Source organism: Aquimarina pacifica (assembly GCF_000520955.1).
Lineage (GTDB): Bacteria > Bacteroidota > Bacteroidia > Flavobacteriales > Flavobacteriaceae > Aquimarina > Aquimarina pacifica.
Window position 1 is genome coordinate 32,954 of the sequence record NZ_JACC01000008.1, and the last position, 15,966, is coordinate 48,919.

Here is a 15,966-nt window from a genome sequence, read left to right on the forward strand (position 1 = left end):
TATAAATAGTTTTTGGGTAACACAGTAATATAAAATATAATAAGCTCTGCGAGCCATTGATTATACATTATGATTTATTTGCTAATTGACCACATGCTGCATCAATATCCTTTCCTCTGCTTCGTCTTACATTAACAACAATTCCTTTAGATTCTAATGCAGTAATATAATTATTAATTGCCTTGTCTGATGCCTGCTGAAACTCGCCATCATCAATAGGGTTATATTCTATCAAGTTTACTTTACATGGCACATAAGAGCAAAAGGTAACAAGTGCATCTATATCTTCTTTTCTATCGTTAATCCCTTTCCAAACTACATATTCATAGGTAATTCTACTACTTGTTTTTTGATACCAATATATTAGCGCTTCTTTTAGGTCAGCTAATGAAAATGTTGCATTAAATGGCATAATAGCTGTTCTTACTTCATCAATTGCAGAGTGTAGAGAAACAGCCAACTTAAATCTTACTTGATCATCGGCCATTTTCTTAATCATTTTTGGTACACCAGAAGTAGATAATGTTATTCGTTTGGGAGACATTCCCAATCCTTCTGAAGATGTAATTTTATCAATTGCTTTTAGAACATTATTATAATTCATTAAAGGTTCTCCCATGCCCATAAAAACAATATTAGACAAAGGACGATTATGATAAAGTCTACTCTCTTTATCAATGGCCATTACCTGATCATAAATCTCATCTGGATTAAGGTTCCTCATCCTTTTTAATCGTGCAGTTGCACAGAATTTACAGTCTAAACTACACCCAACCTGAGATGATACACATGCAGTAGTTCTTGTAGAGGTAGGGATCAATACGGATTCTACAATTAATCCATCATGCAATTTTACGGCATTCTTTATAGTCCCATCACTACTGCGCTGCATTTGATCAACACGTATGTGATTAATAACAAAATTTTGCTCTAGCATTTTTCGAGTTTCTTTTGAAATATTGGTCATATCATCAAAACTATGTGCTCCTTTACTCCAAAGCCACTCATAAACTTGATTCCCTCTAAACGCTTTATCACCGTTCTCTTCAAAGAAGAGTCGTAATTGATCTTTTGTTATTGCGCGTATATCTTTTTTCTTCACATCCATACTCCTGCAAAAGTAAAAAGATAATATCGTACTTAACATGTTTTGTACATTAGAAAATTCATTATCCTTTAAAACAGAACAAATACCATCTTTATAAATGCCAAAAACCACTTAATGCAATACTAAGTAAATTATACACTAACACCTGTACTCCTCAGTATGCAACAGTAAAACCAATAAAAAAACCATGATAAAAATCTATCATGGTTTTTTACATATATCTTAGGGCAATACGCTAAGAGCGCAAATACACTTTTATTCTTCTACTCTGGTCCATCTATTGGTCCCACCGCTTCCTTTATATTTTATATTAAGTACATCTAACTCCTCTACATCAACCCACAACTGACAATCAGATACTCGACCATTATTAACATCGGTAAACTTGCCATCAACATATTTTCCTTTTTTGAGCACCATATCCTTTATTATTACTAATCCTTCTACTTTTTGATTCTTATCGTCTCCCGCACATTCATAACAAACAGCATCTCTTTCAGACAAACGCAACATTCTCTCTATAGAACCAAACACTTGATTTTTTATAATATATAACTGCACTATACTGATTGCAATTCCGGTTTCTGGATCATATGTTTTCCATTTCCCTAACACAGGATTTGGTTGAAAAGAAGCTAACAAATCCTTTTTCAAATCTTTATTAACAGGGTTTTCTCCTAACCAGATTTTAAATAGAGCTTTCTTAAACTCTAGACCGTTGCTAATTTTACCTAATAATTCTTTTCGTTTAAACAAAAGTAAATCTCCTCCTTTAACATAAAGGATTTTAAAAATATCATGCTTATTAATTTCTCCTGGCAATATTTTGAGAAAATCACGAATCTGATCCTCTAATAAATAAGCATTACCATCTGTTGCTCTCTCTATTCCGTTTCTGATAACTTCTCTAAAATCGCTTGTGGCTCCCGCCGTCATAACTTTTATGGTCACGGCCATTGTCCTATCCTTTTCTGCAACCATAACACCATCTTCGACACCGTCGACCTCAAAATCCAAATAGAGCGCCATCGCATACATTTTATCTCTAGAACCAGCTCCATTGAGCATTAGTTCCTCCTTACCAAAAACATCAATATCATTAAACTGAATATCTCCTACTTTGGTTTGACCAAAGGAAGAAATCGCAGTTAAAATTGTCATGTAAAAAATAATTTTCTTCATTGTCTAGATTGGGTATTTTTCAAAATTTGTAACATACAAAAAAACGATACAAAGCTATAAAAAGTAATTTTATTATGAACAAGTAACTTTTTTTTCGATAAAAACACAATAAATATCGTTTATCAACCAGTTATATAGAAAAAATCGTACCAAAAAATAGGAAACTTACAAAATATCATGGTTTTAGTTATCCAAAAACTTACAAAAAACCTTAGAGTTCATTGGTATTTTCACACTCATAAAAAATTATTAAAAGCAAAAAAACCTGCTGTTATTTCTACTCAGCAGGTTTTCTAAATCTTAATTATATTTCACTTATTCTTAGATGATTAACATTGCATCACCGTAAGAATAGAATTTATACTTTTCTTTCACAGCTTCTTCATATGCTTCTTTTATAAAATCATGTCCTGCAAATGCTGAAACCATCATTAGCAATGTTGATTTCGGTGTATGAAAATTAGTAATCATACAATTAGCAATACTAAAGTCATATGGAGGAAAGATAAACTTATTTGTCCACCCTCTAAATTCGTTTAAGGTATTATCTGATGACACTGAACTTTCTAAAGCTCTCATTACAGTCGTACCGACAGCACAAATTCTTCTCTTATTTGCGATTCCGTTATTAATTACATTTGCAGCATGAGCGGTAACATAGGCTTCTTCACTATCCATTTTATGTTTAGAAAGATCTTCTACTTCTACCGGATTAAAAGTACCTAAACCTACATGCAATGTAATCTCCGAAAAATCAACACCTTTAATTTCTAAACGCTTCATTAAATGCTTAGAAAAATGTAATCCTGCCGTTGGCGCGGCTACTGCTCCTTCATTCTTAGCATATATAGTCTGATACCTTTCCTCATCTTCTGGCTCTGTATCTCTCTTTATATATTTTGGCAAAGGTGTTTCTCCTAAATCATTAAGCTTCTGTCTAAACTCATCATATGAACCATCATACAAAAAACGCAGTGTACGACCTCTTGAGGTTGTGTTATCTATAACTTCTGCTACCAAACTTTCGTCATCTCCAAAATAAAGTTTGTTTCCTATTCTTATTTTTCTAGCAGGATCTACAAGAACATCCCAAAGACGTGTTTCAGAATTTAATTCACGAAGTAAAAACACTTCTATCCTTGCTCCTGTTTTTTCTTTATTTCCATAGAGTCTAGCAGGAAAAACTTTAGTATTATTAACAACCATAACATCGTTTGGCTCAAAATAATCTATAAGATCTTTAAACTGTTTATGCTCTATGGTTTGTTCCTTTCTATTAAGAACCATTAATCTTGATTCATCTCGGTTTTCTGCCGGATACTCTGCCAACAATTCTGCTGGAAGATCAAAATGAAAATGTGATAACTTCATTGGTGTTTATTTTTGAAGGAGCAAATATACGATCTTGCAATAGGGGTTGTCAAGTAAATCAACATATATTTTGAGTGTTTACTATCTACATTAAAAATCTTAAGAGCTATACATGCTTAGTCCTCAACCTCAAAGACATTCCTAGAAAAAGTGAAAAAGTTGACAAGAAAAAAGTTATTCTTCTATTTTTTTACTATTCTTCCTCTATCATAGAAAACCCTAACATGCCTAGATCTTTCCAAAAATCAGGATATGATTTAGAAACGACCCCTGCATCTTCAATACACAAAGAAGCTCTTAATGCTAGAGGTGCAAAAGCCATTGCCATGCGATGATCGTTATATGTTTGTATCGTAACATCCTTTTTGATCAACGTATTGGCTCCTAATCTTAAGGAATCCTCGGTGATGTCTACTTGCCCTCCTAATTTTTCTATTTCCGTTTTTAATGCCTCTAATCTATCTGTCTCCTTTATTTTTAGAGTATGAAGCCCTGTTAAATAACACGAAACCCCAAGGCCAAAACATGTAACAGCAATGGTTTGAGCAATATCAGGAGAATTCGATAAATCCAGTCCATCAGGAAGTTTATTGCTACTATTTGGTACTTTTGACAGTGTTATTGTATTTTCATTGAATGTAGTTTCGACTCCTAAATATTTATATATTTCTGCAAGAGAAGAATCTCCTTGATAGCTCTGCTTCTTATAACTACCTATTGTTATAGTGGCATTTTCTGAAAGTGCTACTATGCTGTAGAAATAGGACACTGAACTCCAATCTGATTCTACAACTATATTTTTTGGTGAAACTTCGGCCCCTGATTCAACCTTAATAACATTATTCACAAAAGAACTTTTGACCCCAGCATCCTTTAGAAGACTGACCGTCATATTAATGTAAGGCACAGAAGTCACTTTACCTTCTAGAGAAATCTCTAATCCATCAGGAAGTGATGATGCTATTAACATTAAAGCAGAAATGTACTGACTACTTACATTTGCTTTTAAAGAAACGCTACTCGAATTGGGTTGCTCCCCATGGATTTTTATTGGTGGATATCCGTCTTCTTTTTCATAGGTTATATTGCACCCTAATTCTCGCAATGCATCTACCAAGATTTTAATTGGTCGTTCTTGCATTCTTTTGCTTCCTGTAAGTATGGTTTCTCTACCTTCTTTTACAGAAAAGTACGCAGTAAGAAATCGCATTGCAGTCCCCGCATGATGAATATCAACAACAGTCTCTTTACTCTGTAAAGCTTTTTGCATTAATTCTGAATCGTCACTATTTGACAAGTTTTCGATATTAATATTAGGATATAGGGCTTGTAGAATTAAAAGCCTATTAGATTCGCTTTTAGAACCTGTAATCTGTAATGTATTATTTCCTACCCTTGATATTTGTTCGAGTTTCAAATTCATCTTATTGATTTGATTTTTGTTTTTTAGATTCAAAATAGTACCCCATAATCATTCCATAAATCAAACCTCCTACAATTCGAGAAATTAAAAATCGAATCCAGCGCCCCTCCTCTATTTTATCCTCAAGAAAAGAGTCTATTGCCAATGCCCTATAACTCATAAAATGTTCGATAAGGCTAAATACGACCATAAAACCAAGTGCTAAAAACAATGTGGTTTTCCAATATCTTTTTGAGGTGAGTATTACCTTAAGCATTATTTTAATTTTTTATTCGCATGATGGCGGTCATGATCCCTTTTGGTTTTAATATCCAGCTTTTTATCAAAAGCTTCTTGCAGATTAATACCTGTTTGATTTGCCAGACACAAAACTACGAATAACACATCAGCTAATTCCTCTCCGAGGTCTTTATTTTTATCACTTTCTTTTTCGCTTTGTTCTCCGTACCGTCGGGCAATAATTCTTGCTACTTCTCCTACCTCTTCGGTAAGTTGAGCCATATTGGTCAATTCATTAAAATAACGAACACCATGATTCTTAATCCATTCGTCTACGGCTTGTTGTGCGTTTTCGATATTCATTTTTTATACTTTTTTGAGAACTATTTGTTCATTTTCTTTTTCTACAATCTGATTATAGAATTCTTTGAGATCAGAATAATAATTAGAAGATATTAAAGGCCTATTTAGGGTTCTATTTACAGAAACCTGAATCATATTACCAGATATTGTCGTTCGAAATACAAATTTACCCATATTTTCTGGTAATGCTAAGGCTATATCCTCAGGTTTAGAAACGACTTCATATCCTTTCGGAATTTTAATACTAACAGAAAAATCCCTAGAAAATCCAAATCCAAAATCTACAGGATACTTTCGCTCATCCGATTTGAATATATTTTCTTGATTTTTCAAAAATAAAAGAGGAGAAAAAAACAGTTCACCATCAATAACTTCAACTTCATTTATAGTTTTAAAGGCAAAAGTTTCGAGAACAGGCTTTTCTAAATCATCAATATTATTATTTTTATACTCTTCAACATTTTCTAAACCATACTTATCTTTTAATCTGGTAATATACTCATCTTCTTCTTTTAGTGCATTTTCTTCTCTAAAGTCCCGAGCTTCATAAAAGCTATATTGTATTCGCTGCTTTCCAGCAATCCTCCCTTCTTCATTTATTTCGCATAACACCATATTTTTTTGTTGGGATATTTTTTTGGGTCTAAACAAAATCATTTCAGAATTTCCTTTTTCTGCTATTAACCTTCCAATCCCCTTGATTACCCTATTAGGCAATACATTAGGCTTTCCATATTTATCAGTAGCATCAAGAAATAAAACATCATCATTGATACGTACTCGAGCAACAACATGATCTAATCCCTGTATGGTCGGAAATATGGACAAGGGCTTATCACTAGTTGTTACAAGCACCGGATTTACTTTTACGCCAGCATACTTTAACATCCCTATAAGCATCAAATTTATTTCCCCAGAGTTTCCAACTTTTTCTTGATATGGCTTCTTAAGTCCATTTCTTGGAGTTAGCGAATTCCTTTTGTTCCATGTCATTCTATTTTTTACATAATCATATATAAGATTTGTTTTTTGTAAAGGATTTGAAACACCTCTAATTAATTCATCTATATCCGCTTTAAAATATTTTGTTTTTTCGATCTCCCCACCAAAATTAGAGCTTTTGTATGCTCCTCGAGCAATAGCTCCCCAAGTAGTTCCATAGTTTGTAATAGTACTATATGGAAATTTAGTATACTCTAATTCGAATGCAATACCAGTAATATAATTATTTGGATTCCCTGAATGAGGTTCTATTTTAAATGCGGGGACATTAGTTTCTTGAATATCATAATTATTCAGAATATAAGGTAATTCTTCATGATATTGTTGCCGTCTCACAGTGTATTGCCCGAACTTAGTTGAACCAGAAAAGACAATTTTATCATTCCCCCTAGATTCCTTAAGATGAATAGGTAAAAAACCAATATGCCTCTTTTTAAAATGATAATATTCTGGTATTTGCAAAGAAACATCAATCTTTTTTATTGGTATTCTGTATTGTAATGCAATGTTATCTATACTTCGATAAAAAGGAGAAATAATTCTATATTTATATTCGATTATTGCACCTTCTTTAATAGCAGGTAGTGTAAAAGTTACTTTGTTAAAATATTTTGAATCCTCGGCTTTGAAAATACTTTCTTTTTTGAGTTTGGTTTCAACAATTTCATCTCCTTGAAGGATGTAAGTTTTTCCGGAAAGTCCAATGATTTTTTCTTCGCTACCTCCATTTTGGTAGAGATATACTACTTCACTTGCATGATCAAACCCATTTTTATTATAAAGCTTAATACGCTTATGCACTTGAGTTACGAGCTGAAAACCCAGTGTTTGATCATACTCAAAGGTTATTTTTTTATTTTCATACAATACCGCAGCATTTGCTGCTTTGTCAATAGAGCATGAACTTTCTAACAACTCTTCTTTTGATACTTTACCATATTTATAATCCTGACAATACGCATTCAGGGACATTAAAATCATAGTCCCAAATATTATTCTTAAACTCTTCATATATATATTTATACTTGTTTTAATACAATTCTCGTTTGATCTATTTTTCTAATTTCTTCTCTAAACTTGCGATACTCTTCATATTTTTCTTTGGGAAATACACCATCCAAAATTTTTAAAAACTTTGTGAATTTAAGTTCAGATTCATTTATTTTTTCTAGCGCATATGTATAAGTTCCAAACTCTGATTCTAATGATTTTTTTTCAGGAAGTGTTGTTATTATATATCCATCAGGCAATATTAATATAGACTCGTCTTTATGAACATATCCTCTATCGATTACCAATGGGTTTTTTCTACTAGCATATTTTGGTAACTCGACTTTATCCAAATTAAATGCATTGGGATAGAGCAATAACCTATTTCCTGCTTTTTTGGTAAAAGCATTACAGGATACATTAATTTCTTCTGTAAATGCGACTGTATCTTTGTCGTCACTGTACTTTAGACCATTTACGTCCAACCCATTAATATAGTTCCAATGTTTTTTATAATACATTTTTTGATCTTTGGGTTCTTGGTATTGAATTGTATAATGCCAATCATATTGTAATCCTTTAGAAACCCTTTTAATATAAGCTACCATAGACTTATCCGCATTAAGTATAATTTTTGACTCCGTAGTCAACAGATTTTCTTCAGGCTCATATTTTTTTGTTCTTCTAATTTCTCCACCAGAAGGTTTTACAACTAAAACATCTCTATTATCAGTAAAATCACCTATAAAATTAAAGGGCAATGTTTGACTTGTGCATTCTAACCAAATATCTTCCTCCTCATCTCGAATATTCAGGATGACATGATCCCCTTGCATCGAAGCAAATTCCGCATCTATATCTCTTCGCTTATTCGCATATACAACGGTGTAAAAGGATTCTATATCCTGACTACTAAGTAATGCTTTGGTATAATTTGTAAGCGCTTTACAATCCCCATATCCTAAACGGTCTACATCTGCTGCAGGCATTGGCATCCATCCACCGATACCTAATTGCACACTCACATAGCGTGTCTTACCTTGTACATATTCATAGATGCGCTTAGCTTTCTCCTTTTTTGTTGTGGCATCAGCAACCAATTCAGAAACTTTTTGAATTGTAGATTCGGGTAATCTATCTCTACCCGAAATCAAATTCGAGTATTGCCATTTGCCCATTGACTCCCAATCATGTATCGACCCCCTTATACCCTCTAAAGAAAAGTCACTTAAGGCTATAAAAACTTTTGGAACCAACTCTGAATAGGATGGACCTAACTTTTCTGACACTCTTGTAGGAATATCAGAAAGAGAAAAATGCAACCCTTGGGATGTTTTCTTCTTTTCTATATCATAGTTTTCTAAATTTTTTTCTTTAATTCTAAAAGGAATCTCGTTAGGGTTAATAATAGCATACGATGATTTTTCTACTGCTAACTTATATGCAATCAAAGGATCCCATGGTCTTATAAATGCTGTTGAAGATTTCTCTACTTCACTCTCAAAAACCAACGTATATGGATACACTGTAGGAGTATAATTAAAATACTTAACTCTATCATCTCGTGCTAACGAAAAACCATCGTATACACTTTGATCAATAAAGTCTTTCTTTTTATATTTTTTAATCTCTTTTCCCGAAGCATCATAAACTACTGCTTCTAACTTTCGTATTTTTGTAGAAGGGTCATATCCCTCATACGAATCTGCATATCTTTTACCAGATTTGTTAAACACAGTAACAATTCTTTTGGTCTTAATGACCATAGAACTTACCGAATTGATTTCTATAACTATTTTTTCTGATCGAACAACCGCATTGGCATTTTTGATAAGAGAAGTATCTATTGAAGATACCTTCATGTTCATTTCTTCTTGTGCTGAGACATTGGCACATACCAATATACTAACAGCTACAAGGACTTGTAGTAGTATTCTTTGCATATAAATTTATTTTGGGGGGTAGGACTTTTTTATTCTTTACTTTTTGTGTCAATGACTATCGTAACAGGACCATCATTAAGCAAGGATACTTTCATATCGGCGCCAAAGATACCTGTGCCAACTTTTTTATCCAAATCTATTTCTAACTGTTTTATAAAACTTTCATATCTAGGTATCGCAATATCAGGCTTTGCCGCCCTGATATAACTTGGCCTATTCCCTTTCTTAGTACTCGCATGCAATGTAAATTGACTAACAACAATCACACCTCCGTTAATCTCTTTCACATTCTTATTCATAACACCGCTTTCGTCGCCAAATATTCTTAAACGCGCTATCTTTCCTGACAACCAATCAATATCTTCTTGTGTATCCTCATTGACAATACCAACAAGAATAAGCAATCCTTGATTTATTTTTGAGATTACCTTATGATCAACAGTTACAGAAGCTTCAGACACTCTTTGAATTACCGCTTTCATCTATTTTTTTTACAATTAAAATCCTGTTTCTATAAAGTAAGTGTCAGTACTTTCAAAATTGTTACCATCAAACCTTAAAAAAATTATTCTTCGGTATAATTATTTTTCCTGTAGTGTTCTTCTTCTCCTTCAAGAATCTGCAAATAACTCTTATATCTAGACCAGGCTATCTCCTCATTATCCAGAGCTTGTTTAACAGCACATTTTGGTTCATTAATATGAAGACAGTTGTTAAACTTGCACTCACTTTTTAATTCAAAAAATTCGGGAAAATAATCTCCTAATTCTTCTTTCTCCATATCAACCACTCCAAACCCCTTAATTCCTGGGGTATCAATTATTTTAGCTCCAAAACTCAGGTCATACATTTCTGCAAAAGTGGTTGTGTGCTGACCTTGTTGATGTTGATCACTAATCTCTGCTGTTTTTAAAAACATCCCATCTTCTATGGCATTTACCAATGTAGATTTACCAACACCACTATGTCCAGAAAACATACTTACCTTATCCTGCATTACCTCTTTTACTTTATCTACATTTTTTCCTGTTTTAGCCGATATACCTATACATTCATATCCTACTTTTCTATAAAGTGCTGCTAGATATTTGATTTCTAACAATTCCTCTTCTGTATAGGAATCGATTTTATTAAAAAGCAACACAGCTCTAATTCCGTATGCTTCTGCAGTAACCAAAAAACGATCTATAAATGTTGTAAATGTTGTGGGATTGTTTAAAGTCACTAATAAAAACACTAAATCAATATTAGATGCAATAATATGTGTCTGTTTAGAAAGGTTTACTGATTTTCTTATGATATAATTCTGTCGCTCATGAATATACTCTATCACTCCCGTTTCGGAATCATTATTCGTTTCGACCTTAAAATCCACCAAATCACCAACGGCAACCGGATTTGTACTCTTAATACCTTTAATCCGAAATTTCCCCTTAATACGACATTCGTACACTCTTCCTGTGGTACTCTTAACGGTATACCAACTTCCTGTAGATTTATAAACAATTCCTGTCATGAGTACAAAGATGCGAATATTAATATTTTTGTAGGGTTAATTTTTTTTCTAATTAAAAAAAACGTAACCTTGATATACAATTTTTTGGCACAGCTATTGTAGAATAATCAAAAATTAATCTAATAAATCTAAAACATTATGAAAAAAACTTTATTATTTCTTGCACTAATCGTTCTTGGTTTCAATTCTTCTTTTGCACAAAAAGAATACAAAATAATAACGGTCATAGAATCTATTGTACCTAATGGGTTAGGTAGATCAAGAATGCTATCTTCTAATGAAGCTAGAGATTACAAAGAGTATACATCTACTCGTACGGGAGAAGATGATAAAAGAAATAAATCGGATCGTGGAGAAATTCGTGTAAAAGGTTTTGATGAAACTAAACTTTTAAACTTCTACAATATCGGAGGAATTCGTTTTCAGAACATAGTAGCAAATGACGCTATTGTCACTTCTAAGCTTAATGCCATGTCAGCCGAAGGTTGGTCATTAGACTTTGTTAATTCTGGTGTAGAAAGTGTTGGAGGAAAAGATGACAAAAATGGAATCTATGTAACTCGTTATACTTTTTCGAGAAACAAACAATAACATTTTTTTGATATTACAAAGAAATCCCCTGTTATACAGATAACAGGGGATTTCTTTTTTCTAAGTAACATTCAGAGTTTTATCCTCGGGCTACTTTTTCTTGATGATTAATTGATTCTTGGTGAATGGCTTTGTAAATTCTAAGAATAAACTCTTCGCTTAATCCATTTTCTTCTCCTTCGAGAATCATTTTCCCTAAAATTTCATTCCATCTTTTTGATTGTAAAATAGCCACATTTTGTTTTGCTTTTACTTTACCTATTTCGTCAGAAATTTTCATTCTTTTTGACAACACCTCTAACAATTGATTATCAGCAATATCAATTTTTGCTCTTAACTCTCCCAGAGCCTTTTGATACGCTTCATCAACACCTACTTCCTTTCGAATTTTTAGATCTTTCATGTGCTGAACTAAAGTTTCTGGAGTAATTTGTTGTTTTGCATCACTCCAAGCATTATCAGGATCATAATGAGTCTCTACTATAAGCCCATCAAAGTTAAGGTCTAATGCTGTTTGAGAAAGATCAAAAATCAAATCTCTTCTTCCCGCAATATGCGACGGATCAAGGATCAGAGGTAAATCAGGAAAACGATTTTGCAAATCGATAGGTATTTGCCATTCTGGAATATTACGATATTTTGTTTTCTCATAGGTAGAGAATCCTCTATGGATTACACCAAGGTTTTTGACATCACATGTATAAAAACGCTCAACCGCACCTAACCAAAGTGACAAATCTGGATTGATTGGATTTTTAATTAATACTGGATTATCAATGCCTCTACATGCTTCAGCAATATCCTGAACAATAAAAGGTGACACTGTACTTCTTGCACCAATCCAAAGTACATCTACTCCATGTTCTAATGCCAATTCTACATGATGCGGATTTGCGACTTCTGTAGCAATCTTCATCCCTGTTTCTTCTTTTGCTCTTTGCAACCATTTCAACCCTAATGCTCCAACACCTTCAAAATTTCCAGGTCGAGTTCTTGGTTTCCAAATCCCAGCACGTAATACCGTTGCATCAGAATCCTTTAATTGATGCGCTATTTTAAGTACCTGATCTTCAGTTTCTGCACTACAAGGACCACCAATTACTAATGGGTGTTCGAGATTATAATCATCAAGCCAATTTCTAAGTTCTTTCTTATTTTCCATTTTTTATTTTATTCTTTTATTATTTATCTGTGTTAATATATTGGGTTTATTGTATACTAGATTTTTCTTATTGCATATCATATCTTTTTAATTAATTCCTTTCAAAATAGTTTTAATATGGTTCGTGTCTTCCATTTCTTGATAAATCTGATCAAAAGCATCTTCTTTCATCAGTCTTCGAAACTTTTCTAAATTGGCGATATATTCTTCTAATGTTTCGATTACATTATCTTTATTATGCCTAAAAATTGGTGCCCACATGGCTGGTGAACTTTTTGCTAACCGAACGGTGGATGCAAAACCACTACCTGCCATATCAAAAATATCTCGTTCATTTTTTTCTTTATCAATCACGGTTTTACCTAACATAAAAGAACTGATGTGTGATAAATGAGAAACATATGCAATATGTTTATCGTGCGATGCCGGATCCATATATCGAATTCGCATGCCTAATCTCGAGAAAATCTCCATTCCTCGTTCTTGCAATTTAAATGCTGTTTTTTCTACTTCACAAATAATATTAGTTTTACCTCTATACAAATTTGCAATAGCAGCCTGAGGGCCTGAGAATTCGGTACCTGCAATAGGATGTACTGCAAGATAATTTCTTCTTTTTACGTGATCAGAAACTGTTTGACATAACTTTTCTTTCGTTGAGCCAACATCAAAAACCAAACAGTCTTCATTGATTTTATCCAATATTATAGGTAAAACTTCGACAGTTGCATCTACGGGTATTGCAATAATAACTACATCTGCACTTTTTATATCATCAATACTCGACTTATAATCAATAAGACCTAATGCTAATGCTTCATCAAGATTATCTTCATTTTTATCTATACCATAGATCGAAGCCTCATTAAATGTTGCCTTTATATCTATTGCAAAAGAGCCTCCTATTAATCCTATTCCGGTTATGAATACATTCATTTATTTACGATTTTGATATAGTATTACTAGTAAACTGCAATTCTTTATGCTTAAACCTTCTTATTGCTTCATTTATATTTTCTACTGTTACACAAAGAGAGAATCTAATATATCCTTTGCCGTTACTTCCGAAAATATCTCCTGGTGTAATGAATATATCCTGCTGATATAAGATTGCATCGATGAACTCAATAGCATCTATACCTCGAGGAAGTTTAGCCCATACAAACATGCCTTTTGCATTCTCATCATAGGTGCAGCCCAATAAAGAAGCTAACTCCCATATTAACACCCTTCTTTTTGTATAAATGGCATTCATTTTATCATACCAATCATCAGAAATATGCAATGCCGAAATCGCTCCCCGCTGAATCCCTTGAAACATCCCACTGTCCATATTACTTTTAACTTTCAGAATGGCTTCTATTTTATCAGCACTCCCATTAACCATTCCTACACGCCATCCTGCCATATTAAAAGTTTTGCTCAAAGAATTTAACTCTAAGGCTACGTCTTTTGCCCCTTCTACCGACAAAATACTTAAAGGGCTATCATTTAGGACAAAACTATACGGATTGTCATGCACTAATAGAATGCTATGTTTTTTAGCAAAATCGATCATTTTTTTAAACAACTCAACACTACCTGATGCTCCAGTTGGCATATTGGGATAATTGACCCACATAATTTTCACTTTGCTCAAATTCATTTTTGAAAGACTATGAAAATCGGGTTCCCAATTCGTATCCTCTTTTAAATCATAAAAAACAGGGGTTGCTCCCACTAAGTTAGTAACAGAAGTATATGTTGGGTATCCAGGGTTAGGTACTAACACCTCATCTCCTTCATTAAGATATGCCAATGATATATGCATAATCCCTTCTTTTGATCCCATTAATGGTAAAATTTCATTTTCGGGATTTAGGGATACCTGATATTTATCTTTATAAAAATCAGCTATTGCTCTTCTCAGTTCTGGCAATCCTTGATAGCTTTGATACTTATGAGCTCCCTCTTTACCGACTGCGTCTCGAATAGATTGTAACACTTCTTTTGGCGGGTCTAAATCAGGACTACCAATAGCCATATTAAGAACTGGTTTTCCCGAAGCCACAAGTGCTCTAACTTCTCTTAATTTTTTAGAAAAATAATATTCCTCTACGGTCTCTAGTCTTTTTGCGGTTTGAATGTTCATCCATTTTGGTTTTTATATTCACCCAATATTTTTAATCCTAATGCCATTATTTTTAATATAGAAATGGCTTTTTCGTACTCAGAATAATCCTTAAAAGTCACATCTACAAAGAAAGAATATTTCCAAGGCATATCAATAACTGGCAATGATTGAATTTTGGTTAAATTAAGATTACAATCACTCATAACATTTAATACCGTTGCAAGACTCCCTCTTTTATGATCTACCATAAATTTTAATGAGGCCTTGTTTATTTCTTCTTTCGGCACTCCTGAATCTTCGCGAGTATTTAAAATAAAAAAACGAGTACTATTTGTTTTAATGGTTTGAATCTCTCTTTCCAAAACATCCAAATTATAAATATTTGCTGCAGTCTCACCTGCTACCGCTGCTACCCCTGATAATTTTTGTTCATAAATTCTCTTCGCCACATCAGCCGTATCCGCATCTTCTACCAACTTAATATGTGGATGTTTTCTAAAAAAATCCTTGCATTGTAACAAAGCCATCGGATGAGAATACACTTCTTTGATATCACTAATTTTTTGCCCCGCTAATGCCATTAAACAGTGGTGAATTGGCAAAAAATACTCACCACTAATAGTCAAGTTATGCTCATCTACGTATGCATAATTAGGGATAATTGACCCTGCAATAGAGTTCTCTATCGCCATTACTGCATCTGTACTCTTTTTCCCCTCTAAGCTATTAACTAATTCTAAAAACGACATACACTCATCAACTACTACATCTTCTCCAAAATATGCCTGAGCAACCCCATGATGATACGACCCCCTTACTCCTTGTATAGCTACTTTTTGTTTCAACTGTTTTTATTTTTTATTTAAGCTTTTACTATTTTCATTTCATTTTCTCTTGAATCAATATTGCCAGAGAAAAGGCAAAAAAAAATCCCGACTTTTAAATCGGGATTCTATTTTATAAATTCTATTTATTTACTTACA

At 33.1% G+C, this 15,966-nt stretch carries 15 protein-coding genes; 1 reads left to right on the forward strand and 14 read right to left on the reverse strand.

What is annotated here, in order from left to right:
* Window positions 1–67 precede the first annotated feature (67 nt).
* The 10 genes from rlmN to rsgA form a co-directional block, all read right to left on the reverse strand.
* Complete coding sequence (gene rlmN / locus DZ60_RS0105595) at window positions 68–1,108, reverse strand: 23S rRNA (adenine(2503)-C(2))-methyltransferase RlmN (RefSeq protein ID WP_025741109.1); 1,041 nt, start codon at window positions 1,106–1,108, stop codon at window positions 68–70.
* A gap of 255 nt (window positions 1,109–1,363) precedes the next feature.
* Window positions 1,364–2,269 carry a chalcone isomerase family protein gene (locus tag DZ60_RS24045; protein WP_025741110.1) on the reverse strand — a complete coding sequence of 302 codons (906 nt, stop codon included), beginning with the start codon at window positions 2,267–2,269 and terminating at the stop codon, window positions 1,364–1,366.
* Between the two features lie 342 nt (window positions 2,270–2,611).
* Window positions 2,612–3,661: a tRNA preQ1(34) S-adenosylmethionine ribosyltransferase-isomerase QueA gene (gene queA, locus DZ60_RS0105610; protein WP_025741111.1), complete on the reverse strand. Its 1,050-nt coding sequence runs from the start codon at window positions 3,659–3,661 to the stop codon at window positions 2,612–2,614.
* Window positions 3,662–3,854: 193 nt separating this feature from the next.
* Complete coding sequence (locus DZ60_RS0105615; protein ID WP_025741112.1) at window positions 3,855–5,084, reverse strand: 3-phosphoshikimate 1-carboxyvinyltransferase; 1,230 nt, start codon at window positions 5,082–5,084, stop codon at window positions 3,855–3,857.
* A gap of 1 nt (window position 5,085) precedes the next feature.
* On the reverse strand, window positions 5,086–5,340 hold the full coding sequence (locus DZ60_RS0105620; protein ID WP_025741113.1) for a hypothetical protein: 255 nt from the start codon (window positions 5,338–5,340) through the stop codon (window positions 5,086–5,088).
* The gene (locus tag DZ60_RS0105625) at window positions 5,340–5,666 is read right to left on the reverse strand and encodes a nucleotide pyrophosphohydrolase (RefSeq protein ID WP_025741114.1); all 327 of its coding nucleotides are present in this window, start codon (window positions 5,664–5,666) and stop codon (window positions 5,340–5,342) included. The genes DZ60_RS0105620 and DZ60_RS0105625 overlap by 1 nt, the downstream gene beginning before the upstream one ends.
* 3 nt (window positions 5,667–5,669) lie before the next feature.
* A complete protein-coding gene (locus DZ60_RS0105630) occupies window positions 5,670–7,679 on the reverse strand; it encodes a transglutaminase domain-containing protein (RefSeq protein WP_025741115.1) in 2,010 nt (669 codons plus the stop codon).
* An 8-nt stretch (window positions 7,680–7,687) separates the two neighbouring features.
* Window positions 7,688–9,601 carry a DUF3857 domain-containing protein gene (locus DZ60_RS0105635; protein ID WP_025741116.1) on the reverse strand — a complete coding sequence of 638 codons (1,914 nt, stop codon included), beginning with the start codon at window positions 9,599–9,601 and terminating at the stop codon, window positions 7,688–7,690.
* Between the two features lie 29 nt (window positions 9,602–9,630).
* Complete coding sequence (dtd, locus tag DZ60_RS0105640) at window positions 9,631–10,083, reverse strand: D-aminoacyl-tRNA deacylase (protein WP_025741117.1); 453 nt, start codon at window positions 10,081–10,083, stop codon at window positions 9,631–9,633.
* An 83-nt stretch (window positions 10,084–10,166) separates the two neighbouring features.
* Entirely contained in the window at window positions 10,167–11,117 is a 951-nt protein-coding gene (gene rsgA, locus DZ60_RS0105645) for a ribosome small subunit-dependent GTPase A (protein ID WP_025741118.1), read from the reverse strand.
* 138 nt (window positions 11,118–11,255) lie between these two features.
* On the opposite strand from rsgA, the gene DZ60_RS0105650 reads away from it, so the two are divergent.
* A complete protein-coding gene (locus DZ60_RS0105650; RefSeq protein ID WP_025741119.1) occupies window positions 11,256–11,708 on the forward strand; it encodes a hypothetical protein in 453 nt (150 codons plus the stop codon).
* 79 nt (window positions 11,709–11,787) lie between these two features.
* Here the strand turns inward: DZ60_RS0105650 and DZ60_RS0105655 are convergent, their stop codons facing one another.
* The 4 genes from DZ60_RS0105655 to DZ60_RS0105670 all read right to left on the reverse strand — a co-directional run bounded on the left by DZ60_RS0105655 (window position 11,788) and on the right by DZ60_RS0105670 (window position 15,828).
* The gene (locus tag DZ60_RS0105655) at window positions 11,788–12,870 is read right to left on the reverse strand and encodes a bifunctional 3-deoxy-7-phosphoheptulonate synthase/chorismate mutase type II (protein ID WP_025741120.1); all 1,083 of its coding nucleotides are present in this window, start codon (window positions 12,868–12,870) and stop codon (window positions 11,788–11,790) included.
* Between the two features lie 87 nt (window positions 12,871–12,957).
* Window positions 12,958–13,806, reverse strand: coding sequence for a prephenate dehydrogenase (locus DZ60_RS0105660; protein ID WP_025741121.1), 849 nt, complete (start codon window positions 13,804–13,806; stop codon window positions 12,958–12,960).
* 4 nt (window positions 13,807–13,810) lie between these two features.
* Window positions 13,811–15,001 (reverse strand): pyridoxal phosphate-dependent aminotransferase, encoded by a 1,191-nt coding sequence (locus DZ60_RS0105665; protein ID WP_025741122.1) that lies wholly within the window; start codon window positions 14,999–15,001, stop codon window positions 13,811–13,813.
* The gene (locus DZ60_RS0105670; protein WP_025741123.1) at window positions 14,998–15,828 is read right to left on the reverse strand and encodes a prephenate dehydratase; all 831 of its coding nucleotides are present in this window, start codon (window positions 15,826–15,828) and stop codon (window positions 14,998–15,000) included. Before DZ60_RS0105670 ends, DZ60_RS0105665 begins: the two co-directional genes overlap by 4 nt.
* Window positions 15,829–15,966: the final 138 nt, after the last annotated feature.